The organism is Microbacterium sp. NPDC089186 (assembly GCF_040685115.1).
In the GTDB taxonomy this organism is placed as follows: domain Bacteria; phylum Actinomycetota; class Actinomycetes; order Actinomycetales; family Microbacteriaceae; genus Microbacterium; species Microbacterium galbum.
The window spans coordinates 569996-596832 of record NZ_JBFBHJ010000002.1; the positions used below are offsets into that span (position 1 = coordinate 569996).

21 protein-coding genes and 2 tRNA genes are annotated in these 26837 nt (G+C 69.1%); 11 read left to right on the forward strand and 12 right to left on the reverse strand.

What is annotated here, in order from left to right; translation table 11 throughout:
* Positions 1–46: 46 nt before the first annotated feature.
* Positions 47–1681, forward strand: coding sequence for a recombinase family protein (locus AB0N82_RS08950; protein WP_363391204.1), 1635 nt, complete (start codon positions 47–49; stop codon positions 1679–1681).
* On the opposite strand, the gene AB0N82_RS08955 is transcribed toward AB0N82_RS08950, so the two are convergent.
* The 4 genes from AB0N82_RS08955 to AB0N82_RS08970 all read right to left on the reverse strand — a co-directional run bounded on the left by AB0N82_RS08955 (position 1638) and on the right by AB0N82_RS08970 (position 4349).
* Positions 1638–1714, reverse strand: a tRNA-Met gene (locus AB0N82_RS08955). The two genes, AB0N82_RS08950 and AB0N82_RS08955, sit on opposite strands and share 44 nt — an antisense overlap.
* 27 nt (positions 1715–1741) lie before the next feature.
* Positions 1742–1813: transfer RNA gene (locus AB0N82_RS08960), tRNA-Thr, on the reverse strand.
* Positions 1814–1880: 67 nt separating this feature from the next.
* On the reverse strand, positions 1881–3311 hold the full coding sequence (locus AB0N82_RS08965; protein WP_363390603.1) for a peptidoglycan DD-metalloendopeptidase family protein: 1431 nt from the start codon (positions 3309–3311) through the stop codon (positions 1881–1883).
* Positions 3312–3551: 240 nt separating this feature from the next.
* On the reverse strand, positions 3552–4349 hold the full coding sequence (locus AB0N82_RS08970) for an inositol monophosphatase family protein (protein WP_315995066.1): 798 nt from the start codon (positions 4347–4349) through the stop codon (positions 3552–3554).
* A 61-nt stretch (positions 4350–4410) separates the two neighbouring features.
* On the opposite strand from AB0N82_RS08970, the gene AB0N82_RS08975 reads away from it, so the two are divergent.
* Positions 4411–6000 (forward strand): NAD(P)/FAD-dependent oxidoreductase, encoded by a 1590-nt coding sequence (locus tag AB0N82_RS08975; RefSeq protein WP_363390606.1) that lies wholly within the window; start codon positions 4411–4413, stop codon positions 5998–6000.
* On the opposite strand, the gene AB0N82_RS08980 is transcribed toward AB0N82_RS08975, so the two are convergent.
* Positions 5997–7400 (reverse strand): PLP-dependent aminotransferase family protein, encoded by a 1404-nt coding sequence (locus tag AB0N82_RS08980; RefSeq protein WP_363390609.1) that lies wholly within the window; start codon positions 7398–7400, stop codon positions 5997–5999. The genes AB0N82_RS08975 and AB0N82_RS08980 overlap by 4 nt on opposite strands.
* Positions 7401–7481: 81 nt before the next feature.
* On the opposite strand from AB0N82_RS08980, the gene AB0N82_RS08985 reads away from it, so the two are divergent.
* Positions 7482–8156, forward strand: coding sequence for a pyridoxamine 5'-phosphate oxidase family protein (locus tag AB0N82_RS08985; RefSeq protein ID WP_315995069.1), 675 nt, complete (start codon positions 7482–7484; stop codon positions 8154–8156).
* Between the two features lie 66 nt (positions 8157–8222).
* Here AB0N82_RS08985 and AB0N82_RS08990 read toward each other — a convergent pair whose 3' ends face one another.
* Complete coding sequence (locus AB0N82_RS08990; protein ID WP_363390612.1) at positions 8223–11696, reverse strand: bifunctional proline dehydrogenase/L-glutamate gamma-semialdehyde dehydrogenase; 3474 nt, start codon at positions 11694–11696, stop codon at positions 8223–8225.
* Between the two features lie 99 nt (positions 11697–11795).
* On the opposite strand from AB0N82_RS08990, the gene AB0N82_RS08995 reads away from it, so the two are divergent.
* Complete coding sequence (locus tag AB0N82_RS08995) at positions 11796–12683, forward strand: LysR family transcriptional regulator (RefSeq protein ID WP_363390615.1); 888 nt, start codon at positions 11796–11798, stop codon at positions 12681–12683.
* A 93-nt stretch (positions 12684–12776) separates the two neighbouring features.
* On the opposite strand, the gene aztD is transcribed toward AB0N82_RS08995, so the two are convergent.
* The 4 genes from aztD to aztB are packed head-to-tail and all read right to left on the reverse strand — an operon-like array spanning position 12777 to position 16983.
* Positions 12777–13973, reverse strand: a complete 1197-nt coding sequence (gene aztD, locus AB0N82_RS09000; RefSeq protein WP_363390618.1) for a zinc metallochaperone AztD — start codon at positions 13971–13973, stop codon at positions 12777–12779.
* 33 nt (positions 13974–14006) lie between these two features.
* The gene (gene aztC / locus AB0N82_RS09005) at positions 14007–14912 is read right to left on the reverse strand and encodes a zinc ABC transporter substrate-binding protein AztC (protein ID WP_363390621.1); all 906 of its coding nucleotides are present in this window, start codon (positions 14910–14912) and stop codon (positions 14007–14009) included.
* A complete protein-coding gene (locus AB0N82_RS09010; RefSeq protein WP_363390624.1) occupies positions 14909–16114 on the reverse strand; it encodes an ABC transporter in 1206 nt (401 codons plus the stop codon). The genes aztC and AB0N82_RS09010 overlap by 4 nt, the downstream gene beginning before the upstream one ends.
* Positions 16115–16128: 14 nt before the next feature.
* Entirely contained in the window at positions 16129–16983 is an 855-nt protein-coding gene (aztB, locus tag AB0N82_RS09015) for a zinc ABC transporter permease AztB (protein WP_315995075.1), read from the reverse strand.
* 47 nt (positions 16984–17030) lie between these two features.
* On the opposite strand from aztB, the gene aztA reads away from it, so the two are divergent.
* Positions 17031–17729: a zinc ABC transporter ATP-binding protein AztA gene (aztA, locus tag AB0N82_RS09020; RefSeq protein ID WP_363390627.1), complete on the forward strand. Its 699-nt coding sequence runs from the start codon at positions 17031–17033 to the stop codon at positions 17727–17729.
* Here aztA and AB0N82_RS09025 read toward each other — a convergent pair.
* Positions 17701–18129 carry a MarR family transcriptional regulator gene (locus tag AB0N82_RS09025; RefSeq protein ID WP_315995077.1) on the reverse strand — a complete coding sequence of 143 codons (429 nt, stop codon included), beginning with the start codon at positions 18127–18129 and terminating at the stop codon, positions 17701–17703. The two genes, aztA and AB0N82_RS09025, sit on opposite strands and share 29 nt — an antisense overlap.
* A gap of 147 nt (positions 18130–18276) precedes the next feature.
* On the opposite strand from AB0N82_RS09025, the gene AB0N82_RS09030 reads away from it, so the two are divergent.
* The 3 genes from AB0N82_RS09030 (at position 18277) to AB0N82_RS09040 (ending at position 19787) form a co-directional block, all read left to right on the forward strand.
* Complete coding sequence (locus tag AB0N82_RS09030; protein WP_315995078.1) at positions 18277–18651, forward strand: hypothetical protein; 375 nt, start codon at positions 18277–18279, stop codon at positions 18649–18651.
* A 92-nt stretch (positions 18652–18743) separates the two neighbouring features.
* Entirely contained in the window at positions 18744–19097 is a 354-nt protein-coding gene (locus AB0N82_RS09035) for a hypothetical protein (protein WP_363390632.1), read from the forward strand.
* A 345-nt stretch (positions 19098–19442) separates the two neighbouring features.
* Positions 19443–19787, forward strand: coding sequence for a hypothetical protein (locus tag AB0N82_RS09040; protein WP_363390635.1), 345 nt, complete (start codon positions 19443–19445; stop codon positions 19785–19787).
* A 478-nt stretch (positions 19788–20265) separates the two neighbouring features.
* Here the strand turns inward: AB0N82_RS09040 and AB0N82_RS09045 are convergent, their stop codons facing one another.
* A complete protein-coding gene (locus tag AB0N82_RS09045) occupies positions 20266–21069 on the reverse strand; it encodes an XRE family transcriptional regulator (protein ID WP_363390638.1) in 804 nt (267 codons plus the stop codon).
* Positions 21070–21516: 447 nt separating this feature from the next.
* Between AB0N82_RS09045 and AB0N82_RS09050 the strand changes: the two genes are divergently transcribed.
* From AB0N82_RS09050 to AB0N82_RS09060, 3 genes are all read left to right on the forward strand, one after another.
* Positions 21517–22524 (forward strand): hypothetical protein, encoded by a 1008-nt coding sequence (locus AB0N82_RS09050; protein ID WP_363390641.1) that lies wholly within the window; start codon positions 21517–21519, stop codon positions 22522–22524.
* A 123-nt stretch (positions 22525–22647) separates the two neighbouring features.
* On the forward strand, positions 22648–23898 hold the full coding sequence (locus AB0N82_RS09055) for a hypothetical protein (RefSeq protein WP_363390644.1): 1251 nt from the start codon (positions 22648–22650) through the stop codon (positions 23896–23898).
* Positions 23899–23980: 82 nt separating this feature from the next.
* Positions 23981–26191, forward strand: coding sequence for a hypothetical protein (locus AB0N82_RS09060; RefSeq protein ID WP_363390647.1), 2211 nt, complete (start codon positions 23981–23983; stop codon positions 26189–26191).
* Positions 26192–26837: the final 646 nt, after the last annotated feature.

Here is a 26837-nt window from a genome sequence, read left to right on the forward strand (position 1 = left end):
TGGAGGCCAGGCCATCCTGTACCTCCGCGTCAGTACCCAGCGCCAGATGCACACGGCTGTGGACATCGACGCTGACGGCAACTCCATCGCTACACAGCGTGAACTCTGCATCAAGCGCTGCAAACGCCTGAAGGCACCGATCGCTGAGACGTTCGTCGAACCAGGCAACTCCGCGCAATCAATCGCGAAGCGACCCGTCTTTCGGGAGCTACTGAGCTACGTCGAGGAACACCCCGAAGTGGGGTACGTCGTTATTTACATGCGTTCGCGAATTTTCCGCAACCAAGCTGACGCCGCCATCACCAAACGCATCCTTGCCAGCATGGGCGTGAAGCTCATCTCCGCCAAGGAAGAGTTTGGCGATGGCTACATGGCCGACGCCATGGAAGCCATCACCGACATCATGAACGAAGTCCAGGTCCGTCAGAGCGGCGAGGACATCAAGAACAAATTGCTGCACAAGGCGAAGAACGGCGGTACGGTCGGCCGCGCCAAGCTGGGCTATCTGAACGTCCGCAAAGACTTCGACGGCCGACTCGTCAACACCATCGACATCGACCCCGTGCGTGCCCCGCTCATCAAGTGGGCGTTCGAGCAGTACGCGACTGGCGAGTACAGCACGATACGGCTGGCGGACGCGCTCGCCGAGCAGGGCCTGACGACGAGGAAGTCCGCCAAATGGCCGGAGCGACCGCTGTCCCGGAGCCAACTCAGCATCATTCTCCGGGATCCGTACTACCTCGGCATGGTGACGTTCAAAGAGCAGGTCTATCCCGGTCGTCATCCTGCGATCATCGAAACCGCACTCTTCGAACGAGTGCAGGAGGTCATGAACGCCCGGCTGAAGCGCGGTCAGCGAGACCGGGTCCACAGCCACTTCCTCCGGGGTATGTTGCTCTGCGGTCAATGCGATGCGGAGGGAAGGGAGCACCGCCTCATCTTCAACCAAGCCCGCAATCGACACGGCGAGCTGTTCGACTACTACCTGTGCCGAGGCCGACAGGATGGCGTCTGCGAGCTACAGTACCTCCGAGTTGCCGACGTCGAACGTGCCATCGCGACGCTGTTCGGGACAGCCTCACTGCCGGGCAGCGTGCTCAAGGAAGCTCGCGAGCAGTTGCAAAACGCCCTGGAGCACCTTCTGGCACGTCAGCGAGAGCAGCGTGTTCGGCTCTCGAAGGAGCTGCAGAAACTCGAAGCCAAAGAGGAACGCCTCGTCGACATCGCCGCAGAGGGCGAGCTGCCGCCGGAGACCGTTCGTAAGCGCCTCCGGGAGCTTCAGATCAAGAAGAACGGCGTCAGCGCGAAACTCGCGTCAACGGAAGACTTCCTGCGCGCCAAGACCGAGTCCGCGATGATCTACCTCGACCTGATGGAGAAGCCTCGCGCACTGTTCCTGTCCGCGAGCGACGGCGTGCGCCGCATGCTGCTATCAGCCTTCTTCTCACGTATCTGGATCCATGACGATGGGTACCAGGTGACCGCATCCTCTGAGTACCAGCCAGATGTCGCTGACATCCGCAGCGCAGCGATTGAGGCAGCGGCCAACGAAAAAAGCGCCGGAAATAATTCCGACGCTTCTGCTCGCGAACCCCTGGCTCAATATCTTGAAGTCATTTGTTCGAGTAAGACGACCTTGGTAGCGGGAGCGGGGCTTGAACCCGCGACCTCACGATTATGAGTCGTGCGCTCTCACCAACTGAGCTACCCCGCCGCGTGGCATCCGGATACCGAATGCTTGAGCCCCGAGTCAGGATTGAACTGACGACCCCTTCCTTACCATGGAAGTGCTCTGCCACTGAGCTATCGGGGCGTACCCGGATCGCTCCGGGCAACTAGAAGAGAATATCAGACCGAGACACTCTCTTACGAATCGAGGGTCATCCTCCGGCGTGCTGGCGCAGCCAGGCGATCGGGTCGATCGGCGTCGTGCCGTTCTGGAGGATCTCGACGTGGGTGTGCGCTCCGAAGGAACGACCGGTGTTGCCGGTGCGACCGAGGAACTGACCCACGTGGACCTTCTCGCCCTGCGTGACCTGGAGCGAGCCGTATTGCATGTGGCCGTAGCGGCTCGAGACGAGCTGCCCGTCGATCTCGTGGTCGATCAGCACGGTGACGCCGAAGGCGCCGCCCTGCTCGGTCGCGATGCGCACGGTGCCGTCGGCGATGGCCTGAACGGGCGATCCCTCGCCGGGAACGAAGTCGGCACCCTCGTGGAAGCCGCCGTCTCGCATGCCGAAGCCGTACGAGATGGACACACCCACGGCGAAGGGCCACTGGATGGGCGCGGTCGGGTCGTTGACGTAGAAGTCGGACGGGCGGGTGATGCCCGAATCGAGAGCCATCTTCGCGTAGGTCGTGGCACTGTAGCCGTCGTCGGCGCGGTCGACGACGCCGGCCTGCGCCTGCGCGGGGGCGACGTAGGCCTGGATCTCGCCGTCGCCGGCGGCGACGTCGCTGCCGCCGACCGCGAGGCGGGTCGTGGCGGACGCGGCCGGGGCCGTGACGCTGTCGGTGCCGCTCGCCGAGGCGAGGGCGCTGACGGGCATGGTCATGCCGACGGTGAGCAGGCCGACGACGCCCATGACGCCCACCGAGAACGACGTGGCCGCGATGCGGCGGACGTTCCGGCGGGTGCGCGGAGCGGCCGCCGCCGCGGCGGGCAGCCCCTCCGCGACAGGCTCCTGGGGCGCGACGATCGGCGACTGGATCGCGGTCTCGCCCGTGAAGGCGAAGAGTCGCGCGGCGGTGGCGAACTCGTCGGCCTCGTCCGCGGACGCGGAGGGCGATGCGACGGGCTCGTCGGCGGCGACGGAGGCCGCGAGCGCGGGGACGGCGGCATCCGGGCTCTCGTCGACCGGCTCGGCGGCGACGGCGTCGTCGACGGCGGAGTCGATGATGACCGAGGATGCCGGGCGACGACGCGAGCGGCGGGTGACCGGAAGCGTGATGGGCGAGGTCGGCAGCGAGACCGGGGTGGTGGCCACGTCGCTGTCGGCGCTCTGCAGGATGACGGCGACCTCGTCGGAGCGGCGCTCATCGACGACGGTGACCTCGAGGGCGTCCGCCTCGTCGGCTGCGGCGCCGTCGGCCGGACCCTCCGCGACAGTGTCGCGGTCGGGCAGCGTCGGCTCGATCGTCGCGGCGATGACGGTCTCCATGACGGCCATCGCGACGTTCTCGATCAGCTCGGGCTGAGAGGCGGCTTCGGCGTCGACGGGCGCCGGATCGGCGGGCTTCGGGGCGGGCTCGTCGACGACCGCGGTGGGTGCTTCGCTCGCGGCGAGACGGCGCATCTCGGCGCGGGTCAATCGCGGAGCGGACTCGGCGGCGGGCGTGGCGAGGGGGCGACGAGACCGCCGGGTCGGGGCGGGCTCAGTCTCGGGGGCTTCTGACGGCAACGCGCGGGGGCTCTCGTGTCGTGTCGCAGGCGCGACGGCTTCGGGCTTTGGGGGCTTGGCCTTTTCCGCAGGTTCGGGTCGCGGAAAAATAACGAACTGGTAAACACCCTACCTCGGGCGGTCTGGGAATGCCATGAGCGCCCCGCCTTTTCACCTGTCGTAGTCGAGCAGGGGCTCCAGGCGGTCGAAGAAGGCCGGCCCGGCGGCGATGACCATGCCGTTGCCGGGGCGCCCGCCGGGCGCCCCACCCACCGTGCCGCCCGCCTCCTGCACGAGGAGCGAACCGGCCGCGTGGTCCCAGGGCTGCGTGCCGCGCTCGTAGTAGGCGTCGACGCGCCCCGCGGCCACCGAGGCCAGGTCGAGGGAGGCCGCACCGATGCGGCGCACATCGCGAGCGATCGGCATGACGCGCGCCAACTGGTCGAGCGCCGGACCGTGGGTCTCGGGGTTGTAGCCGAAGCCGGTGGCCACGAGGCCGCCGGCGGGGCCCACCTCGCTCACCGCGAGGCGTCGGTCGCCGAGCCAGGCTCCCCCGCCGCGCGAAGCCGTGAACAACTCGCCCGTGACGGGGTTGAAGACGGCTCCGGCGAGCGCCGTCCACGCCGCCGTCTCGGCGGTCCCCTCGACCGCGGCGATGCTGACGGCCCATGCCGGGATGCCGTAGGCGTAGTTCACGGTGCCGTCGATGGGGTCGACGACCCAGGTGATCCCGCTCGTGCCCTCCTCGGCCCCGGACTCCTCGCCGAAGAACCCGTCGTCGGGCCGCTCGCGCGCGAGCTCCGCGCGGATGAACGCCTCCACCTCACGATCGGCGGCGGTGACGATGTCAGCGGCGGCCGACTTGGTCGCGGCCACCGTCACCCCCTCCTGTCGACGGCGATGGGCGAGTTCGCCGGCCTCACGGGCGATGCGCGCGGCGATGTCGAGCAGTTCTGCGGGAAGGGTCATGGCATCCACGCTAGTGCGCCACCCCCTGCGCGGAATTCGTCGCCCTGGTTAGCGTGGGGTCATGACCGCTTCGGATTCTCGCCGGTACGACGTCGTCATCGCGGGGGCCGGGCACAACGCCCTGGTCGCCGCGGCCTACCTCGCCCAGGCCGGGCGCCGCGTGGCGGTGATCGAGAAAGCCGAGGCCGTGGGCGGTGCCGCCGTCTCGGAACGCCCGTGGTTCGGCGTCGATGCCCGCCTGTCGCGCTACTCCTACCTGGTGAGCCTGCTGCCCCAGAAGATCATCGACGACCTCGGGCTGCGGATCACGCTCAAACGGCGTCGGTACTCGTCGTACACACCCGACCCGCGCGATCCGTCCCGCGGAATCCTGATCGACACCCAGGATGCCGAGGCGACCACCGCGTCGTTCGTCCGGACCCTGGGCGACGAGGGCGCCGCCGAGGCGGAGCGGTTCTCGGCCTTCGGCGAGCGCCTCGCCCCGCTGGCCGCGGCGGTGTTCCCGACGATGACGGATCCCCTGCCGACCGCCGAGGAGCTTCGCGCCCGGGTGGGCGACGACGACCTGTGGGACGCGCTGACGACACGACCCCTGGGCGACCTGCTGCGGCGGTCGTTCGAGAGCGATCTCGTGCGCGGCATCGCCCTCACGGACGGACTCATCGGCACCTTCGCCACCTCCGACGACCCCTCGCTCGTGCAGAACCGCTGCTTCCTGTACCACGTGATCGGCGGAGGGACGGGCGACTGGGACGTGCCCGTGGGCGGCATGGGTGCCATCACGAAGGAGCTCGAGCGAGCCGCTCTCGAGTCGGGCGTCGAGATCTTCACCGGCGTCGAGGTCGTCTCGATCTCGCCCGACGGCGACGTTCACACCATGACCGACCGCTCCGAGGTGTTCCACGGCGAGCTCGTGCTCAGCGGCGTGGGCCGCGCCGCCCTCGACCGATTGCTGTCCGCGGGCGGGAGCGCGACCACGGGCGCCGAGACGCCCGAGGGCGCTCAGGTCAAGGTCAACATGCTGCTGTCGCGCCTTCCCCGCCTGCGCGACGGATCGGTCACTCCCGAGGCCGCCTTCTCGGGGACCCTCCACGTCAACGAGACCATGACCCAGGTGGATGCCGCGTACGCGGCGGCATCCGGAGGGCTCATCCCCGAGCCGCTCCCCGTCGAGATCTACTGCCACTCGCTGACCGACCCGTCGATCCTGGGCGACCACCTCGTCGCGGACGGCGCACAGACGTTGACGATGTTCGGACTGCAGGTGCCGCACCGACTCATCGCCGACATGGATCCCGTCGCCGCGGGCGCGAAGCTGCTGGCGGCGGCGCAGGCCTCGCTCGAATCGGTCATCGCGGAGCCGCTGCGCGACTGCATCCTCCGCGCCCCCGACGGGCGACTCTGCATCGAGGCGCGCACGACCCATGACCTCGAGGAGTCGCTGAACATGATCGGCGGCGACATCTTCCACGGCGCACTGTCGTGGCCGTGGCTCGACGCCCCCGCGTCGACGCCCGCCGCCCGGTGGGGCGTCGCGACACCTCACCCGCGCGTGCTGGTGTGCGGCTCCGGCGCGCAGCGCGGCGGGGCGGTCAGCGGCATCGGCGGGCAGAACGCGGCGATGGCGGCGCTGGAGATCCTGGAGGGCTAGAGACCGCGCGCCACCGCGATGATCCGGCCGACGGCATCCATCAGGGAGGGCGTGGGCGGCTCGGCATAGCCGAACACGATGCCCGCGGGCAGGTCCGCGGCGGTCCCCGGCACCGCATAGGACGACAGGGGCGAGACCAGGATGCCGAGGGCGGCGAGCGCGTCGACCATCGCCCGCTCAGACGCCGGTGGGGCGTCGTCGAGCAGCACCACCGCGTGCAGCCCACCGTCGGTCGCGGTCAGCGTCACGCCGTCGACCGCGGCGAAGGCATCCAGGAGCAGCCGGCGGCGGTGGCGGTAGTCGCGGCGGCGGCGAGCGGTGTGCCGGGCCAGAGCTCCCTCCGCCAGATAGAGGGCGAGCGCGCGCTGCTGGACCTGCGACACCGGCGGGTCGAGGTCGGTGCGCGCCTCGACGATCCGATCGCGCAGGACACCGGTCGCGACGATCCAGCCGCAGCGCAGCGCCGGACTGAGCACCTTCGACAGCGTGCCGATCGACACCACGTTCGCGGGATCGAGCAGATGCAACGGCGGCAGGGGCATCCGGCCGTGCGGGAACTCGCTGTCGTAGTCGTCCTCGACGACGACCGCGCCGACGCGCGATGCCCCCTCCAGCAGGCGGGAGCGGGCAGCGGCATCCAGTCGGCTTCCCAGGGGGTAGTGATGATGCGGGGTCACGATCACGGCGTCGAGGTCGTCGTGCGCCTCGAAGGCGTCGAGGTCGAACCCCCTATCGAGCCGGACGGGCAGAAGCACCGCCTCCGCGCCGAGGCGGCCAAGCAGGCGACGGACACGCGGGTAACCGGGGTTCTCGATCCCCACGCGCAGGCGGGAGCCGCGGGGCGAGAGGGAGAGCAGGGTGAGCAGCATCGCGTCGCTCGTGCCCGCGGTGACGATGACGTCGTCGGGTGCGAGGTCGAGGCCGCGGGTGCGCCCGAGGTGGGCCGCGATCGCCGCACGCAGCGCGGGGTCGCCCGTGACATCGGCCACGTCGGGCGCCACCTCGATCGCGCTCGCCCGACGCCAGGCCGACCGCCACGCGACGTCGGCGATGCCCGCGGTGCCGGGGCGACCGGGACGTAGGTCGACGACCGGGGCGTTCGCCGCGGGCACGGGCGACGTCGACGTGGCGGCGGACGACGCCGCGACCGGGCGCGCGATGTCGGCGACCGCCGTGCCCCCGCCTGGTCGGGCGACGAGATACCCCTCCCCCGCGAGGATCTCGTAGGCCGACACGACCGTCCCGCGCGCGAGCCCGAGGTCGGCCGCGAGCGCGCGTGTCGACGGCACGTCGTCACCGCCGCGGACGCGCCCGGCCAGCACCGCCGCTCGGATCCCGCGCGCGAGCTGTTCGTGCAGCGGGACGGGCGCGCTGCGATCCAGGATGCCGACGTCGATCACGACCCGATTCTGTCACCGGTCCACTCGATCGCCACAGAACCGGACTAGGCCATGATCCACGCGGCGGGGTGAGATCTACCCATGACCGATCTGCCCCTGACGACCCTGACCCGTGTGCGCCGCGGAGCCCACCACCAGGTCACCGACCGCGCAGCCTTGTACGACGTGATCGACGGCGCCCTGTCCGCCACTCTCGCAATCGTGCGCGACGACCGCCCGATCGCCCTCCCGGTCGGCATCGGCCGCGACGGCGACGACCTCCTCGTGCACGGGTCGACCGGCAGCGACTTCTTCCGCCGCCTCGCCGCGGGCGCGCCCGTCTGCGTCACGGTGACGCACCTGATGGGGCTGAAGTACGCGCGCTCCCTGTTCGACAGCTCGATGCGGTACCGGTGCGCGGTCGTGCACGGCGTGGCATCCGTCGTTCCGCCCGAGGAGAAGGAGGCGGCTCTGCTCGCCCTGTCGGAGCACCTCATGCCCGGGCGCAGCTCCGACGTCCGGCCGATGAACGCCCGCGAGCTCGCTGCGACGATGGTGCTGCGCATCCCCCTCGCCGAGGCGAGCGTGAAGGACAACGCCGGGTCGCTCGTCGAGGAGGACGACGACGGCGAGGATCGCCGCGTCTGGGCGGGGATGCTGCCGCTGCGGGTCGTCGCCGGAGAGCCGGTGACGTCGGCGCAGACGACGGAGGGGACGCCGGTCCCCGCCTCGGTGCGCCGCGCGGCGGAGCGCATCGCGGCGTCGGGCATGGCGTAGCCGCGACCGGACACGGGAAAGGCGGGGCCGCCCCGGAAAAAGGAGCGACCCCGCCTTCGACGACGTTCAGCGGCGGACGAGCGGCGGCACCGCGTACCGGCGGGGCGTGCCGAACCGGTGCGCGGTGATCGACACGGCCTGCTCGCGCAGGAACGGCAGCAGCTCGACGTGTCCGGCTCGCGTGACCTCGCCGGCGTAGACCGCGACAGACGGCGACCCCCCTGTGGCCTCGGCGACGGCGAGCGTCGAGCCGCCCAGCAGGCGCACGCGCCCGCCGGTGCGCGCGAGGCGCGCCGCGCGGCGAGCCCAGTCCGCGGCGTCCTCCACCGCGGCACGGACGCCCACGCCCTCGAGCCATGCGCGCACGGCGGGCGACAGCTCGGCGGCGGCGCTCACGGTCACGACGGAGCCCGCCCGCACGCCCGCCGCGACCACGCGCACGAGGGCGGACGCCGACGCGTCCTCGACCCGCACGGTGACCGGCACGGCGGCGTAGCGCAGCACGTTCTGCTCCGACTCCAGCGCCGTCACGTCACGGGCGAGCGAGAACTCCTCGGCCCACGCGGCGGCGTCGCTCGCGAGCGCCTCGGCGAGCCAGTCGCGGTCGGCGGCGGGCACGGCGGCCAGCGCCGGGGCGGCGAGGGCGTCGGGCGTGCGAGGCGTCGAGGTCTCGGCATCCGCCCACGTTCCGAACCCGAAGAGGTAGTGCGGTCCGCCGGCCTTGGTGCCCGCGCCGACGGCCGACTTCTTCCACCCGCCGAACGGCTGCCGCTGCACGATCGCGCCGGTGGTGCCGCGGTTGACGTAGACGTTGCCGGCTTCGATGCGAGCGAGCCAGGTGTCGATCTCCGCGGAGTCCAGCGCGTGCAGCCCCGAGGTGAGGCCGTACTCGATCGCGTTGACGATCTCGATCGCCTCGTCCAGCGTCTCGGCGGTCATGATGCCGAGCACGGGTCCGAAGTACTCGGTGCGGTGGAAGGCGCTGCCGGGCTGGACGCCCTCGCGGATGCCGGGGCGCCACAGCGAGCCGTCGTCGTCGAGCTTCTTCGGCTCGACCACCCAGCGCTGGCCGGGCTCGAGGGTCGTGAGCGCCTGCAGGAGCTTGCCGTGCGCCGGCTCGATGAGCGGCCCGACGCGCGAGGCCTCGTCCCACGGCATCCCGACCTCGAGCGAGGTGACCGCGTCGACGAGCTGGTCGCGGAAGCGACGCGAGCGCGCCACCGAACCGACGAGCACGACGAGGGATGCCGCCGAGCACTTCTGCCCCGCGTGTCCGAACGCCGACATCGCGACGTCCTTCGCCGCGAGGTCGAGGTCGGCGCTGGGCGTGACGATCACGGCGTTCTTGCCGCTCGTCTCGGCGAGCAGCGGCAGGTCGGGGCGGAACGAGCGGAACAGCTCGGCCGTCTCGTAGGCGCCGGTCAGCACGACCCGCTCGACGGCGGGGTGGGTGAGGAGCTGTCGGCCGAGGTCGTTCTCGGACACCTGAACGAGCTGCAGCACCTCACGCGGCACGCCGGCCTCCCACAGCGCCTCGACCATGACGGCCCCCGAGCGCTCGGCCAGGGCCGCGGGCTTGATGACGACGGCGGATCCGGCGGCGAGCGCCGCGAGGGTCGAGCCGGCGGGGATCGCGACGGGGAAGTTCCACGGCGGCGTGACCACGGTCACACCGACCGGGGTGAAGGTCGCGCCGTCGACGGTCTCGAGGGTGCATGCCTGCTCCGCGTAGTAGTGGGCGAAGTCGATCGCCTCCGACACCTCGGGGTCGCTCTGCTCGATGACCTTGCCGCATTCGGCGCCCATGACCTCGAGCAGGTCGGCGCGGCGCTTCTCGAGCGCATCCCCGGCGCGGTGCAGGATCTCGGCGCGACCGGCGGCCCCGAGCGCACGCCACGACGCGGCGGCGTCCGCGGCGTCCTGGATCATCGCGTTCAGCGCGGTCTCGTCAGTGACCGTGTGGTCGGCGATGGTCTGCGCGCCGAGGGTCGACTCCTCCATGCGAGCGACGATCGCCCGCGACCAGTCGCGGTTCGCCTCGATCGCCGGGTCGGAGTCGGGGGTGTTGCGGAAGCCGTGAATCGGCGCGGGGGCCGCGGCCGCAGTGCGGTCCTGCACGCGGTTCGATGCGGGAACGCCCTCGGGCATGTCGGCGAGGGATGCCAGGAAGCGGTCGCGCTCCCGGGCGAACAGAGCCGCATGGGTGTCGAGGTCGAAGACCGCCGACATGAAGTTCTCGCTCGACGCCCCCTCTTCGAGGCGGCGGATCAGGTAGGCGATCGCGACGTCGAACTCCTGCGGGTGCACGACGGGGGTGTAGAGCAGGATCGAACCGACCGTGCGACGCACGACGGCCTGCTGAGCGGTGGCCATGCCGAGGAGCATCTCGACGTCGATGCCGCCGGTCACGCCGCGGCGCTCGGCGAGGAGCCAGGCGAGGGCGACGTCGAAGAGGTTGTGCCCGGCGACGCCGATCCGCACGTTCGCGGTGTGCTCGGGGCGCAGCGCGTAGTCGAGCACGGCCTTGTAGGAGGCGTCGGTCGCCTGCTTGGACGGCCAGGTGGCGAGCGGCCAGTCGTGCACGTCGGCATCCACGCGTTCCATCGGCAGATTCGCGCCTTTGACGACGCGCACCTTGATGTGGGCTCCCCCGGATGCCACCCGCGCGGCGGTCCATTCCTGCAGGCGGATCATCGCGGCGAGCGCATCGGGGAGGTAGGCCTGCAGCACGATGCCGGCCTCGACGCCGTGGAACTCGGGCTCGCCCAGCAGCGTCTCGAAGACGGCGAGGGTGAGGTCGAGGTCTTTGAACTCCTCCATGTCGAGGTTCAGGAACGTGCCCGTCTCCTTCGCGACCCGGTACAGGGGGCGCAGGGCCGCCACGGCATCGGCGACGGCCGCGTCGAACGCCCACGGCGTGTGCGGGGCGACGGTGGACGACACCTTGATCGAGACGTAGTCGACGTCGTCGCGCGCGAGGAGCTTGCGGGTGCCGGCCAGACGACGCGCGGCCTCCTTCTTACCGAGGATCGCCTCACCCAGCAGGTTCACGTTGAGGCGGATGCCGTCTCCCCGGCCGCGGATCGAGGTGATGGCCTCGCCGAGCTTGCGGTCGGTGGCGTCGACGATGAGGTGGCGCACCATCGAGCGCAGCGCCGTCCGCGCGGCGGGGACCACGACCTGCGGCAGGATCGGCGCGGCGAAGGCGCCGAGACGGATCGCGGCCTTGAGGTGCAGCGGGAGGAACCCGGGGATGAGCGGGGTGAGCGCCGCGAGGTTGCGCGCGGCGACGCGCACGTCTTCGGGACGCACAACGCCGTCGACGAATCCCACCGTGAAGTCGAGGCCGTGCGGGTCGCGCAGCACGCCGGCCAGACGCTCGGCCGAGACATCGACCGGCTCCTCCCGGCTCTCGGCGAGCCAGCGGCGCACGAGGGCGATCGCCTCATCGGCGAGCTCGGCGGGCGACACGAGCTCCTGCGGCGACGGCGGAGCGGGGGTGGTGCCGGACGTGGTGTCGGGGACATCGGTGAGCGACATGGCGATCCTTCCTCGGATGCTCTCAGCATGGGGTTCGCATCCGTTCGAGAAAAGCGATGAATACTGACGCATACTGATCGAGAGAACCGAAGGGATGCCGTGTTCGATCTGCGCCGACTCCGCCTGCTGCACGAACTGTCGGTGCGGGGCACCCTCGCGGCCGTCGCCGAGGCCCTGTCGTACAGTCCGTCGACCATCTCGCAGCAGCTCGCCCTGCTCGAGAAGGAGGCGGGGGTCGCGCTGCTCGAGCCCGACGGACGGCGGGTGCGCCTCACCGCGCAGGGCGCCGCTCTGGCCGCGCACGCCGCCCGCATGCTCGCCGCCGACGAAGCCGCTCGCGCCGAACTCGAACGCATGCGGCCCTCGCTCGCCCCGGTGCGGGTGGCCGTGATGCAGTCCGCGGCGCACGGCCTGCTCCCGCGCGCCCTCGACGCCCTCGCCGCCAGCGAGCCGCAGCTGCGCGTCGAGGTGGCCGAGCTCGCCCCCGAGGAGGGACTGTTCGAGGTGGCCGCCCGCGGCTTCGACCTCGCCGTCGCCGAGCAGTACCCGGGTCACACCCGCGAGCATCGCGAGGGCCTGGAACGCGGACTCCTCGGACGGGATGCCATCCGCCTGGCCGTCGCGCCGAGCGATGCGGCGCACCGGCTCGAGGATCTCCGCGACCGCGCGTGGGTGATGGAACCGGTGGGCACCGCCGCTCGTCAGTGGGCCACCCAGCAGTGCCGGGCGGCGGGGTTCGAGCCCGACGTGCGGTTCGAGATGGCCGACCTCACCGCGCACGCGCGGCTCGTGGCATCCGGTCACGCCGTCGGCATGATCCCCGACCTCGTCTTCGCGGGTGAGGCGCCTCCCGTGCGGCTCGTGGACCTGCCGGGCGAGCCCCGACGCGAGGTGTTCACGGCCGTGCGCCGCGGAACCGCCGACCGCCCCGGCGTCCGTGCGGTGCGCGCGGCGCTGCAGGTGGCGTACGACCGGGGCGGACGGTGAGACGCACCCGGGTCGCAGACGCGCACTCCCCTCGCAGAAGTCCGCCGCGGCCCGGTGAGGACGCGCGCATCTGCGAGGGGAGCCGAGCGTCGCTTACTTCGTCAGGGCGATCTCGTTCGGCGTCTGCGCGAGCGTCACGCTCTTCACGACCTCGCCGGTGGTGAGATCGACCGCGTGCACGGTGTTCTTCGCCGGCTCGGTGACGTAGGCGATGTCGCCCGAGACCTTGATGGCGGGGTGGGCGTCCTGCCACTCGACCGGGCCCTCCCAGGCGTCGATCACCGGGAAGGCGTCGGTGAACTCCCCCGTCGCCGGGTCGAGCACGTGGATCGCACCGTCCGACGAGAGCACGTACGCGAGCTCACCGGGACCCCGCGCGACGTCGCGGAAGGTGTACTCCGCGCCCTCGGGCATGTCGATCACGCGCTGGGTCTTCGCGGCGGTGTCGATCAGCGCCACGCGGTGCAGCAGGTAGCCCTCGGCATCCCGGTCGTCCTTGTAATCGCCGACGACGAGGGCGCTGCTCTCGCTCACGTAGGCGTTGCCCATACGGCCGTAGGGCTGGTCGGGGGCGGTGAGCTTGGTGAACGCACCGCCGTCGAACACGAGCGCGCCGTTCTCGCAGCCGAACACGACGACCTCGTCCTTCGCGGTGCCCTCGCCGTGCACGCCCGGACAGTCGGCGCTCTCGGCGATGGTGGAACCCGCGGCATCCTTCGCCACGACTCCCGTGCGGCCGTCGGCGGTGCCCACGGTGGTGAGGAACGTGCCGTCCTCCAGCACGATCGAGACACCGTGGTGCGCCTCGACGCCGGGGACGGTCTGCACCGCGGGAAGAGAATCGGTGGATGCCAGGAGGGCGTCGCTGTCGAAAATCGTCGAGTCGCTCGTGCCGTCGGCGTAGAGCACGGTCGTACCGCCGTGGGTGACGACGTGACCGGGCTTGGACGCCTCGAACACGAGGTCGGTGAGCTCCGGCTCGACGCCGGAGGCGCCGGCATCCAGCACCTGGAAGCCCGCGCTCGTGGTGACCATGACGTGACGGCCGTCGCCGGCGGGGTTGAGCCGGGTGAACTCCTCGCTCGGCATGTCGCCGAGGGTCTCGAGGGTGTCGCCGTCGAGCACGAGGATGCCGCCGGGGTACGACAGGGCGACCCGGGTCGCCGCGTCGGCGGGGGCGCTCGACGCGGGGGCGGCCGAACCGGCGCCGCCCGCACAGGCGGACAGGCCGACGGTCGCGCCGACCGCGAGCGCGAGCAGGCCCGCGCGGCGGAAGGAGGAAGTGCGCATGTGATTTCTCTCTCTCAGGTGGTGACCGGTCGCTTACGGCGACAGGCCGGTGGCGATGCGCTCCGTGTTGACGCGCATCATGGTCAGGTAGTCGGGGGCGTCGCCCGCGGCGTCGGTGAGCGACTCGGTGAACAGCTCGGTCACCTCGACCCGCCGATCGGCCTCGTCGGCGAGCGCGCGCACGAGTCGATCCGGTGACGACGACTCCGCGAAGATCGTCGGCACTCCCGCCGCATCGATCGCCGCGACCAGGTCTGCCAGGTCGCTCGCACTCGGTGCGGCGAGGGTCGTGCCGCCGGGGATGACCGCCCCGATCACGCGGAATCCGAACCGATCGGCGAGATAGCCGAACACGTGATGGTTGGTCACCAGCGCCCGCCGCTCGGCCGGGATGGCGGCGAACGCGGCCGTCATGTCGGCATCCAGCGTCGCGAGCTCGGCGCGATACGCGGCGGCGTGGTCGGCGACGGCGGTCCCGCCGAACTCCTCGAGCACCGGCGACAGGGCGTCGACGACCGCGATCATCTGCGCGGGGTCGGTCCAGAAGTGCGGGTCGTCAGCGCCGTCGGCGTCGGTCGAGCTGTAGGGCAGCACCTCGACGGCGTCCCCCGCGACGAAGGTCGCGACGCCGTCGGCGGACGCGGCGTCGAGGTGCTGCTGCAGCCCCTCTTCGAGCCCCAGGCCGTTGGCCACGAGCAGGTCGGCCGAGCGCATGCGGGCGGCCTCGGCCGCCGAGATCCCGAACGAGTGCGGATCGGCGCCGGGGCGCATGAGGGTCAGCACCTCGACCTCGTCACCGGCCAGATGCGAGACGACGTCGCCGAGGATGTTCGTCGTCACGACGACCAGCGGGCGGTCGGATGCCGCTCCCCCGGCGCACCCGGTCAGCGCGAGCAGGGCGGCGGTCAGCGCCGCGGCGAGCGCCCGTCGCCCCGTCATCGGCCCGTCTCCGCGACGAAGAGCGGAACATCCCCGGGCGTGAACTCCCGCGCGACGCGCGCGCCGTCGGCGAAGTCGAGCTCCCACAGGCGACCCTCCGCGGGGCCGTTGAGGTAGGCGCGCTGCTGATCGGCGATCAGCGACACCGGGTTCCCGGCGGCGAGGCTCGCGCCCACCAGCGGTACGGATGCCGCCCGCAGCTCCCCCGTCTCGCCGTCGAGCACGAGCACACGCCCGTCCGCCGTCAGAGCGAGCAGGTGGGCGTCCTTGTCGTCGACGGCCGTGGCCTGCACGACCGGCTCGGCCGTCGGCACGAGGTTCCAGGTGCGCTCTCGGGTGTCGAGCATCCAGACGCCCGCCTCCCCGGCGGGGGCGGCGACGGTCGGGCGGCCCTCGCGGTTGGCGAAGACCGTCGCGCGCGGCGCGGTCGTCCCCGCGGGGTAGGCGATCCGCTCGATGACCGGGCCCGCATCGGCGACCGTGACGAGGAGCGCCCCGTCGCGGCATCCGATGACCGCTCCGACCCGCGTGGTGATGGTGCCGGCCGGGTCGATGCACGGGGTGGGTGCGCCCACCTCGTCACCGTCGGCCGCGTGCAGGGTCACCTCGCCCGCCGAGGCGACGGCGGCGAACGATCCGACGGGGACGACCAGGCCCCCTCCGGCGGGACGCTCGAGCCGGAACCGCTCGACGACCTCGCCCTTCGACAGCGCCTCGGTGTCGAGGAGCACCGCCTCGCCCGAGGCGGGGAAGAACAGCCCCGTGCCGCCCGTCGTCGACGAGTTCGACGTCGCCACGGTCGCCACTCCCCGTCCCTCGACGGAGCCGAGCACCCGCGCCTCGGCCCGGTAGTAGTGGAAGTGGTCGACGTGGTCCCAGGTCCACACCCCGCTGTCCACGATCGAGACGCCCTCGTCGTCGGCGGCGAACAGGTACCGCCCGTCGGAGTGCACCGAGGAGGGCGCGCGCACGCTGCCGATCTCGACGGTCGTCTCCTCGAGCAGGTCGAGGTGCGAGACGCTCCCTGCGGCGTCGATGGTCGTGAGGCCCAGGGCGGGTTCGGCGAGCTCTGCGGCGCCGTCGATCGCGCCGTGGGTGTCGGCGGAGGGCTCCGGGGCGGGCGCGGCCGGAGCGGCGCAGCCGGTGAGGACGAGGAGACCGAGAGCGCCCAGGAGGGCGCAGCGGCGGGGGGCGGAGAGCATGGGGGGCCTTCGGGTCAGACGGAAAGAGGAATGGGGGATGCCGCGCGGCGGCGGACGGCGTCGACGGTCGCGCGGAGCACCCACGACAGCCCGGCGCCGGCGATCGCGGTCGCGGCGATGGTGGCGCCCGCGGCGGTGGCCCCGTGCCAGGAGACGAGCAGGCCCACGGCGACGGCGGCGGAGCCCACGACGGCGGCGAGCAGCATGGTCGTCGGGATGCGCGCGGTCCACTGCCGCGCCGCCACCGCGGGGGCGACGAGCAGACCCACCACCAGGAGCGAGCCGACCGCCTGGTACGACGCGACCACGGCGAGGGTGACCAGGCCGACGAGCACCGTCTGCGCGATCCGGGGACGCAGCCCCAGCACCGTCGCGACGCGCTCGTCCACGGCGGCGGCGACGAGTGCGCGATGGGCGAGCACCGCCGTGGCCACGCCGATCGCGGCGGCGATCGCGAGCACGACGAGATCGTCCGCGCCGACCGCGAGGATGTCGCCGAACAGGATCGCCGTGGCATCCGTCGCGAAGCTCCCCGCGTGCGAGATGACGATCACACCGAGCGCCAGCATGCCGACGAACAGCAGCCCGATGCTCGTGTCGTACGAGAGCTTCGCCCGGCGCTGGAGGGCGCCGATACCGAGGCTCATCACGATGGCACTCGCGGCCGCACCGAACAGCACCGGCACGCCCGCGACGGTCGCGAGGGCGACGCCGGGGAGCATCCCGTGGGCCAGCGCCTCGCCCAGGAAGGCCATCCCCCGCACGATCACCCAGGTACCCGCCACCGCGCACAGCACGGCCACGAGGACGCCGCCCCACAGGGCACGCATCACGAAGTCGAGGGAGAAGGGATCGGTGAGCCAGGACACGATGTCCGACCGTAGCGTTAAGTGATAACGATTCTCAAACTCGTATGATGGATGCCGTGCACCCCCCTCCCGAACCCGTCGCCGCCCTCACCGCCCACGCCGTGCGCGTGTCATTCGGCGACACGACCGCACTCGACGGAGTGGGGCTCGTCGTGGCGCGCGGCCGTCTCACCGTGATCGTCGGCGCCAACGGCGCCGGCAAGTCGACGCTGCTCGAAGTCCTCGCGGGGGCTCGCGAGCCGTCGTCCGGGCGCGTCGACACCCACGGGTCCTCACGCTCGTTCGTCCCGCAGCGCGCGGCGGTGGGCGAGCACCTCCCCTTGACCGTGCGCGACGTCGTGACGATCGGCGCATGGGGACGAACGGGGCCCTTCCGCCGCCTGCGGCCCGCCGACCGCACAGCCATCGACGACGCCCTGCGCCGCCTCGACATCGTGGATCTCGCGCGGCGCCCCTTCGGCATCCTGTCGGGCGGCCAGCGGCAGCGGGCCCTCCTCGCCCAGGGGCTCGCCCGCGGCGCCGACGTCCTGCTGCTGGACGAACCCACGACCGGCCTCGACGCGGCGAGCGCGAAGCTCAACCGGACGGCCGTCGCCCGCGAGATCGAGCGCGGAGCCACGGTCGTGTGCGTCAGCCACGACCAGCGCCTCATCGCCGCCGCCGATCACGTCGTCGAGCTGGCCGACGGCCGCGTCGTGCGCAGCGGGGTCGAAGGCGTCAGCTTCGAGCGCGAACGCGCTCGGTGATGCGCGCGAGCATCTCCGCGGCGGCGGCAGCGACGTCGGCCGGCTCGGAGCGCACGGCCTCTTCGACCTCGCGGGGGAAGCGTCGCAGCGCCACCCACGGCTCGTCATCCATGTCGACCTCGAGGTAGATGTGGTTGACGCGGCGATCCTCGGCGTCGAGTTCACGTCGCAACAGGCCACGGCCGATCAGGCGATCGACGAGCGTCGTGACACCGGCGGCGGTGACTCCGAGATGCGCGCGCAGGTTGGACGGGCGGATACCGGGCTCTTCGGCGATGCACGACATGGCCGACGCCTCGAGTTCGCTGACGTTCAGGTCACGACGCGCACGGGCGATGGCCTCGTCGCGGGCCGCGACGTAGTCGTCGAGCGCCGAGAGCAACGCAGAGGGAAGCGACATGTCGACCCCCCTCCGAGTGCGATCCGGCCGATCGCTCGACTCCACTCTAGTGAGGAATCCGAATATTTCGCGAAGATAATTAACAGCGTGAAATACGTGGTACGTTAGAAGTCAACGCGACCCGACCACTCGACGAAGGAGATCATCATGGCCACGCTGTTCTACGGTTCCGACACCGCCCCCATCTCCCTCCCCGATCGCCTGATGGGCTACATCAAGGTGATCACGTCGACGAAGCTGCGCCGCGGGGAGTCTTTCACGCTCACCTGGACCGGCACCGACGAGGAGAGCGGCCGCTCGACCATCTGGCTCCAGCCCGCCATCCCCCTGCGCTTCGTCTTCGAATCCCCCGAGCCCGAGCAGCTCGTCGGCGATTACCTCCGCTCCTTGGCCGATCAGGCGAACGCCGCTTCCGGCCTCGTCGTGGACACCCGCACGTGGGAGGCCGCCGAACAGGCATCCCGTACGCCGGTCCACTCCGCTCGCGCGGCTGCAGCCGGCCGCCCGGTGCGAGCCGCCTGATACCACGCTTCGCCACCCGGCGCCGCACGCCCCCCACGCCCTCCATAATGTGGGGGGCGTGTGACATTCATGCGCCTGAATCGAGGTGACGGATGCCGGTACGAAAGCTGCTCGACAAGGCGCTGCTCGAGGCGTGGCTGACGGACTTCCGCGGCCTCGGCTACCTCACCGGCAGCGACATCCGCGTCCTGGAGCAGGATGACGACGCCGATTCCGACGCCGACATCGGTCTGATCGTCGTCGATTTGAGCAACGCCAAGACGATCACCTACCTGCAGCCGATCGCGGGTGGCGACGGCACGTGGAAGGCGACGATGGAGGCACGCGACGCCACCATCGAGCTCGGTGCGGTCGAGCTCGTCAACCTCGGCAACGAGGTCAACGTCCTCGGCGCGCTCGTCGCGTTCCTCGAGACCAAGTCGAAGGCGCTGCTCGCCGCCTGCTGACGGGCGATGCGTCGCCGCGGGAGGGCGGACGCGGAGTCTCCGCACCGTCGAATCCCGATCTCGCGTCGCCCCGTCGCCGTGCGCGCGTCCGCGCGGACGATCCCCGCTCGGGAAAAGAAAAACCGCTCCGCGAGGAGGGGTTTGTTCTTCCGGTGGGGGGTTCGGATTACTCATGTAGCGCCGAAATTCCGCGGATCTCCGGAGGCCTCTTCAAAACGATTCCCCTGGAATCCTCTCACTATTCCTCCGATCTACCCGCGATCCCCTGTGCCGCCTGAGAAGTGACGGGTTCACCTCCATCATTCCGAACATGTTTACGCCGCATCGCGGAGCGCCGCGACCGCCGTGTTCGGAGGAGCAGCTTCCGCTTCCACCCGGTCCGGCCTGTACTTGCTTCACTCGGCTCACGCCGCGGGGTTCACCGCGTTCGATCCGGCCGACGACAGGGAAGCGCTGGTAACCCACATCAGCGGCCACCGCGTTGCCGTTGTCTCGAAGCGGGTGCTTTTGGCCCTGAAAATCGCAGCGGCGCGCGAGAAGGATCAGAGTGACATCAGCCGCCTCCTCTTAGACATGAAGATCACGGATCCCGACGAGATTGTTGAACTCGCTTGCTCCGTCTTCGTCGAGGACAGCATGGCGCTCATCACAGGACGCGATGACGCCGTCTGGAAGCAGCCCACGCGTTGAGGCGCGCTTTCCTCTACGCCGCCAGGATGGCAGGCTCGGTGTCTCCGCGTCCCACCCCGCTGCCTCAGCAGAACGGGAATGAAGATCGACGGCGAGAGGGTTCCGTCGGCGGGCGAGGTGGGGAGTTCGCGTCAAAAGAACACAGCAAGCCGGAGATCCAGCTCCCGCCGGCGGCGTAGCCTCCGGCACCCCCGCGCCGCCTACGTGCGTGAGCGGGTGAGGAGCGGGATCATATTCGACGGTCGCACAGCCTCTGACGGCAGACTCCACGCAGCCGAAGGTGTTCGCGCGACAACAACCTCGAACAGGTCGCGTGGGGCGCGAGCCTGGTCGATGAGTGTCTCACGCTCAATACCAGCAGCGTCCAGCAGCTCGACCGAACGAGGCCGCATCGAAGGCTGCTCCGTCGCGCTGATGAGACCAGGCTCTTGACGCCGCCAACCACGCTGCGTCAGCGTGATGACCGCATTCCGGTACGTCACATCACTGATGGATCCAAGGCGTCGGGCACGGAAGTGTCCCAGGCGCGCGCATTCACCGCGGTAGGTAGCAGTGGCCGAAGCTCATCTTTCGGCATGAGCAACTCAGCGGCGAACCTGTTGGCCTGGTCTTCAACGACTCGACCGCCAGGTTCCGCATCTGCATGCATGACGAGATGACCCAGCTCGTGCGCTACGTCGAACCGCTGACGGTAATAGTCACGTTTCGTCGGGTTGAGGACGACCACTGGCCGCTCGCTGGACTCGAATGAGTATGCATCGACTGCCGAGGTCTGCGGCGGGCTAAACACGACGAGAACACCGTGGGACTCGAGGAGGCGGACGAGATGCTTCAGCGGACCTGCATCCAGACCCCACTCGCGGCGCAGACGACGGGCCGCCTCCTCTGGGGCATCCGCCCCATCGTCGAATGACACCTCGAAGGATGGGACGTTCACCGGTGGGAACTCGACGTGCTTCTCTACCGCCTCGGCTATATCGACGGCAAGGAGACCGAACGCGAAGGCCTGGTCGCGGGCCCGCTGGCTCGTGGGACGCAGAGACCGAAAATGTGGAACCGCGGTTTCGTGCCCCCTGGACGCACCTCGAGGACTGAAGAAGTCCGGGGTCACGCCCAGGCTCATGGCGAGCTCGGTAATAGTGGCCGGTGTTGGTCGCTTCGCTCCCGATTCCCAGGCCGCGAGGGCAGTGGAGCTCTTTCCGATTTGCGCTGCCAACTCACTCTTGCGGAGACCTTCGAGCTGGCGCGCAAGGGTGAGTCGTTCTGGTGCGAAGAGCGTCAATTGGCGTTCTCCGACGCGGCGGTCGGGCGCAGGCGAACAGCGACATCGGGCTCGTCGACGCGAGGCGAAACTGGCCCGGGCTTCGCGCGGGCGATGGGGTCGCCATCCGTTCCGCCACTCAGCGGCTCTGCCCCGTGCCAGGGGCTACCGAGGTCGTCGTTGTATCGGGAGTGCCCGATGAGGAGCTCCCGCTCGAATGTCGCAAGGTTCAGTGCGTGGCCGAGGACGTACGTGGGCATCCCGACGACCGGGAGTGCATCCTGCGCGGCAAGTTCCTTCCGATTCGTCCGCTGACCCCACCCAGCCCCTCCCCGTCCGAACGGATGATTCTTTGCCCGCGTGTGTCGCTGCGATGTCGCGCTCCGGCGCGGCGGGCGCGCCTGAAGCCCGAAAAACACGGCCTCTCATGAAAGAGGGGCGATCCGGAAAGCCCCCTATCCTATGAGCGTGAGCCAGGGCCTTCCCATCGACGAGGACGCAGCGGATGATTCGGCACCCACAACACAGGCGAAACCGCCTGGCACTAAACGGAGCAGATGGCCCTGGGTCGTCGCTACCGCAGCCCTGGTGGCCGGTCTGATTGCGGGTGCATTCACGACTCTGGCATTTCACTCCGCAGACCTCAGCAACTGGAGTTCGTGGGCGCGCGATTTCACCAAAAGTTCGGGGTTCGCTGGTGTCGCGGCTGTCGTCGCCGCCCTGATCGCGGCGGTCAGCATCGGACGCCAGGTGAAGGTGTCTCGCGACGCGCTCGTCCAGTCCCGTTCGACCGCGGATGCATCATCATGGTGGACGTCTTTCGAATGGGCCAGCGGACGAGCAATCCCTATCGGAAAAGATGATCGACCTCTCCCGGACTCCGTCACAATCGGAACGCTGCAAGGCCTCGCCGGTGCGGCACAAACGACGGTCCAAAGCGTCGCATGCGCACAGATGATCAATGTCCTCACTGCCCGGATGAAAGCGGCGGGCATCGCCCCTGAGAAGGCGGAAGATGTAGCCGGCCCAGGTTCCTCCGCCGCGTTCGACGCGCTGGAGTCATACGTGAGAGCTAGCGCAGGAACCCCGGCAGCCTCCCCACAAGCTGAGGCACTCCTCTACGAACGGGGGGTTCTCCAGTCGCTTCAAGACGTCTTTCCGTCCAGCATCGTGCCCGCAGGTGCGGATATCGCTACCGCGCCGTCCGACGCGGTCATCCCCCACAACGGTGTCGACGTCCACATCGAGATCCTCTACGGCCGAGCGCCCGCAATTGCCCGAGCAAAGGTACGCTCGTTCCGAAGCAAGTCCAATGCGCCCCTCGTCCTGGTCTCGCGTTATCCGTCCCCCTTGGATGTCGACTTCGCGCTGCATATGGCGGTAGTCACTGTGCAGTGGCGCGGCCCGGAAGACACCGAAGAATTGAAGGCCGCGGTCATCACCGCCAGCGCCATGCGCCCTCAGGAGAACAGCTGACGGGCGTTGGCTGACGAGCAGGCCTCGTGCTCTGGGCACCCGGGATGTTGGGGGCGACGTATTTCAAGGCCTTCCCTTCGCTATCGTCTGTGTGCAGAAGCCGGCGACCGGAATAGAGGACTGATGGACCCCATCAAGGTGGCCGCGAGGATGGACAGCGCTCGTTCGGAGTTTCTCCTGGCTGAAGTCGCAGATGCCTCGCGGCCGATCTACGTCCCGCGCGCCATAGCCTTCTCGGACTCACTATCCGTCTCGAGCGTGGTCCAGGCCGTGATCACATGGGGCACCCGAGCAGCGGAGGGTGTCGTTGTCACCAACCTCAACACCCAGCATCCCCATGCACGTGCGGACCTTGCCCGCAACACCTCGTTGCTGACCGCCATTCTGATGGCAGATCGCGTCACATCATCAGATGGACGCGACATCACAGCCGCAGCTCGGAGGTTATGCGTTTCCGCCCTCGCCGAGGACGCTGCCGACCTTCCATCCCTTGCCTCCGGTATTCGCGTGGGCACCGACAGAGCGGTAATCGCGGCCGACCACATTCCCGGTCTTGCGCGCCCTCGCGGTATGTATCCGCGCGGCCCACTCGACGAGTCGTCTCGGCCGATGTATGCCGGCATCGGCCGAGTCGATGTGCGCTCGGTGAGGGGACGCCCGCCACTGGGCCACCGGACTCTCGGGATCAGCGGACAGAAGCCGCAATCGTGGGGCGAGAACTACTCCGCCGCGGGGAGCGCCCTTGGCATGCTGCTGTTCGAGCTCCTCCAGAACACCGACATCCACGCCACCACCTCTACGGGCGGGGGCCCGATTCGTCAATCCGTTCGACTTCTGCACGTTCGCGGGGTCAGCCAGAAACGCGACGCACTGCTTAGCTCCGCCGCAGATGACCAGCGTCTTGCAAACTTTTACGCGAAGCTGACCTCTGGGGGATCAGCGCAGGTGCGCCTCCTCGTTGTCTCCGTCCTCGACTCGGGCCCTGGTCTCGCGCGGACGCTGCTGCGACGCGAGAACATCATGGCTCCCTCCTCCCCCGACCAGGAGCTCACGTATTTGCTCCGCGCTCTTCGCATGACTGCACGCGGGGGGCAAAGCGAACCGATGAGGGGGCTCGGGCTGAAGCGTGCGCAGGTCTTCCTCACTGCGCTCGGCGGATACGCGCGCATCCGAAGCGGGCGCTTTGAATTGCAACGAGACTTCATCGCTAGGCCGTTCGACGAAACGAACGATTCGGAGCGTTCCTGGTGGGGCGGGGTAAGTAAACCTTCGGCGAAAGAGCACGCATCGGGAACTGCCATCACACTCGTCTTACCTATTCCTCCGGCAGCAGACCCCGACACGTTGTGGAAGGCGGCAGCGAATGGCGGCTGAGAGGCGAAGTCACGTCACCTCGGATGCGTTCATATTCAGCGCACGGATCCCCGCGGCACCGAACCGAGAGAAAACAGTGACGGTGGTGTTCCTCCCGGCCACCATCACCGGCGCTAGCGTGAGCAACCATTTGCGCGACTACCTTTTCACCAATCCACTCACAGCCGAGCTGTGGCTCGTCGCGCCGTCCTTCGCCGAAGCGGGCCTGCGCGCGACCCAAGATGCCGCGTTCAAGGACCGGATCGACCAGTCCGCCGCATTGGACGCCGTTCGCTTGATGATCGTGAACCGCGACGGCTCCTGGTCGGAGCTGCGCACATCACCCAGCCCGAGCATCGTGGTCGATAAGACTACGAGGGACGAGGTTCTCGCGACCGGTCTCCGAGTGATGTTCCGCGAGGGCCACGGACTTGCACAGGCTCCCGCGGGTCTTCATTACAGCAAACCCGGGGGTAAGCACAGCGAGTTCTTCCTCCGTACAGGTGCTGTCGTCGCTCGCAGTGCGCTGGCGTACTTCGCCGCGGTGGCGCTCCTGCCCACCACCTCGCTACGGACATATGGGCGGATCTGGGTCGACACCAACGCCATTGCCAGCGTCGCACACGCTCTGACCACCCTGCTCGCCATGTTCGACGGGAAGCCACGGCTTATCCCCGTCGACAGCTTCGGCGGACATGAGCGGTTGCACGAACATGCTCTCGTCCCCAGCGAGGAGCCTCTCGTTCTGATCTCCGCGAGCACTTCCGGCAGTCTCGCGAGAAAGCTTGAACAAGAACTGGGCATCGAGGGGAGCGATATTGTCACGCTGTTCTCCGTCGGCCCCACTCCCCCCACACCCGTGCTCTGCGATCTGACGAGCGTGGCACCCGGTGACACCGACGAGCATCGCTTTGAGGCGTTCGATAGCTGGGAGAGCGGCGGTTGCCCGCTCTGTAAACAGGGTCGGAGCCTGATTAGTTTGCAGGGCGAGGAATTTGTTCCCGATACAGCCCGCGCCACCGAGCGAACGCTCAAGGCGGTGCACTCGAACAAGGCTCTGCGGGACTTCATTAGGGTCTTCATCGGGAAGGATGTCATCCGCGCCGGTCGAAAGATGCCCACGTTGCAGGGCACGGCGCGCACTGTGAGCTTCGAACTTGCCGCCCAGTTGAAAGATCCTGCAAGCCCCGTCAGAGCCCGCGTGGTCGAGGAACTGCGGCGTCGGATCCCAGCGCGCATCCGCTACATCGTCTCGCTAGGAGACACGGATTCGGAAGTCGTCGCTCAGCTCACGAAAGAGGTATGCGACGAGGCGGGTCTCGTCGACGTGACCGTTCTCCCGAAGAGCGAACTGGGACATAGTTCGCTCCAAGACGGACATGTGTTCGTGGTGGCCGGCACAGTCGGCACCGGACGCCAGTTGCTGAATGTGAGCAGACTCCTGCGCCCATTGAAGGCAGAAATGCTTCACTACTTCGTTGTGTGCGGGCGCCCCCGCAGTAACGCCGCATGGTCATCGCTGCAAAGTGATCTGCGGTTCGCAGGGTCAGCCAATTTCTATCCGATGCACACCATCTGGCTCGTAGACTCCGAACCTGACCGGCACAGCCGTGACCCATGGACCCTTGAATTGCAGACCCTCCGTTACGTTTCCAACCATCTCCCCCAGAACGTGGCCGACGAGGGCGTCAGCGCTTTGACGTCGCGCATCAACGAGCTGATCGAGGAGGCACCGTCGGACGACATGGCGCTTTTTGCCGCCTCAGATTACGGTGCGGCCGGCTCGGCTCTGCAGCTGAATCCGAATTTCGCATTCTGGGACTCGGGGACGATGGCCGATGCGGGGGGCGCAACAGACGACGAAATTTACTTCACCATGGCCACCGTCATGCATCACTTTCGATACGCTGCGGAAGGTCAGTACGCTCTTTTCGGGCTTCCTGGGCATAGCTATGTCCTCAGTCCGCTTACGTTCGGACGCTTCAACGATCCGATCATCCAGGCGTGCATCCTGCGCACGACGCAGGGCGGCGAGCTGGATTACCGCAGCCACAGTGAGACAAGCAGGCACATGGCGGATGAGATCCTCCACCTCCTCTCGGGTCACGACGATGCCGCATTCGGCGGCGCCGCGACCGAGTTCGTCCTGTCGCTGGCGCGAGGGATCGTCAACCCGGATCCGACGGGAGCACTTCGGCTGCAGGCGGATGACCTGGCTCGCGTGGGCGAGTTTGCAGAGTCCGTATCTGCCGCGCAATACCCGCTGCTGTCAGCGCTGCTACGGTTCATCGCCGCCGCACCAGAGCCCGTGTAGTGCGTACGGAGCAGAACGACCTGTTCACCAAACCACTTCCGAAGCGAACGAGCCCGTTGAAGAGCCCGTGGCCCCACAGACGAGTCAGCGCCGGTGACCCCTCGACACCGCCCACGACGCGACTCGATGTTCGGTGGAGCGCGATCCGACCGACCACGGCTTCGTTGACCAGCCGCGCGTTGGGCGCGCCGGCCTCAGCAAGATGCCCCTGCACGAGCGTTGTCCACTGCGACGGCGCCCACCGAGCGGCATCTGATGCCGCCGGAAAACCGTAGACGAGGACGAGCGCCGACCCGAGCGGGCGCCATCTGGGATCTGACGGTTCAGATACCCCCGTGAACGAGACCCACCCCGCGCCAGTCAGAAAGAAATCGGATGGTTTCGTTGTCGGATCTGAGGAGGGGGCTACGCGAACGTTCACGCCCGCTCTATGCGGCACTCGGGCAGCTTTGGCCATGTTGCGGATCAGCTTGCGGCGCTGTAAGCACGTTCTGGTGAGTGCAGGAGACCCGGCGACCACTTTTCGCGTGCCGCACGCCCCTGAGGGTCCGATATTTGCCCCGGCAGAGGTTCGACAGCTTTCTGTCGCACTTCTCACCGCAGCGAAGACAGCCGAAACGGTTATACACGAATGTCTGGATTACGC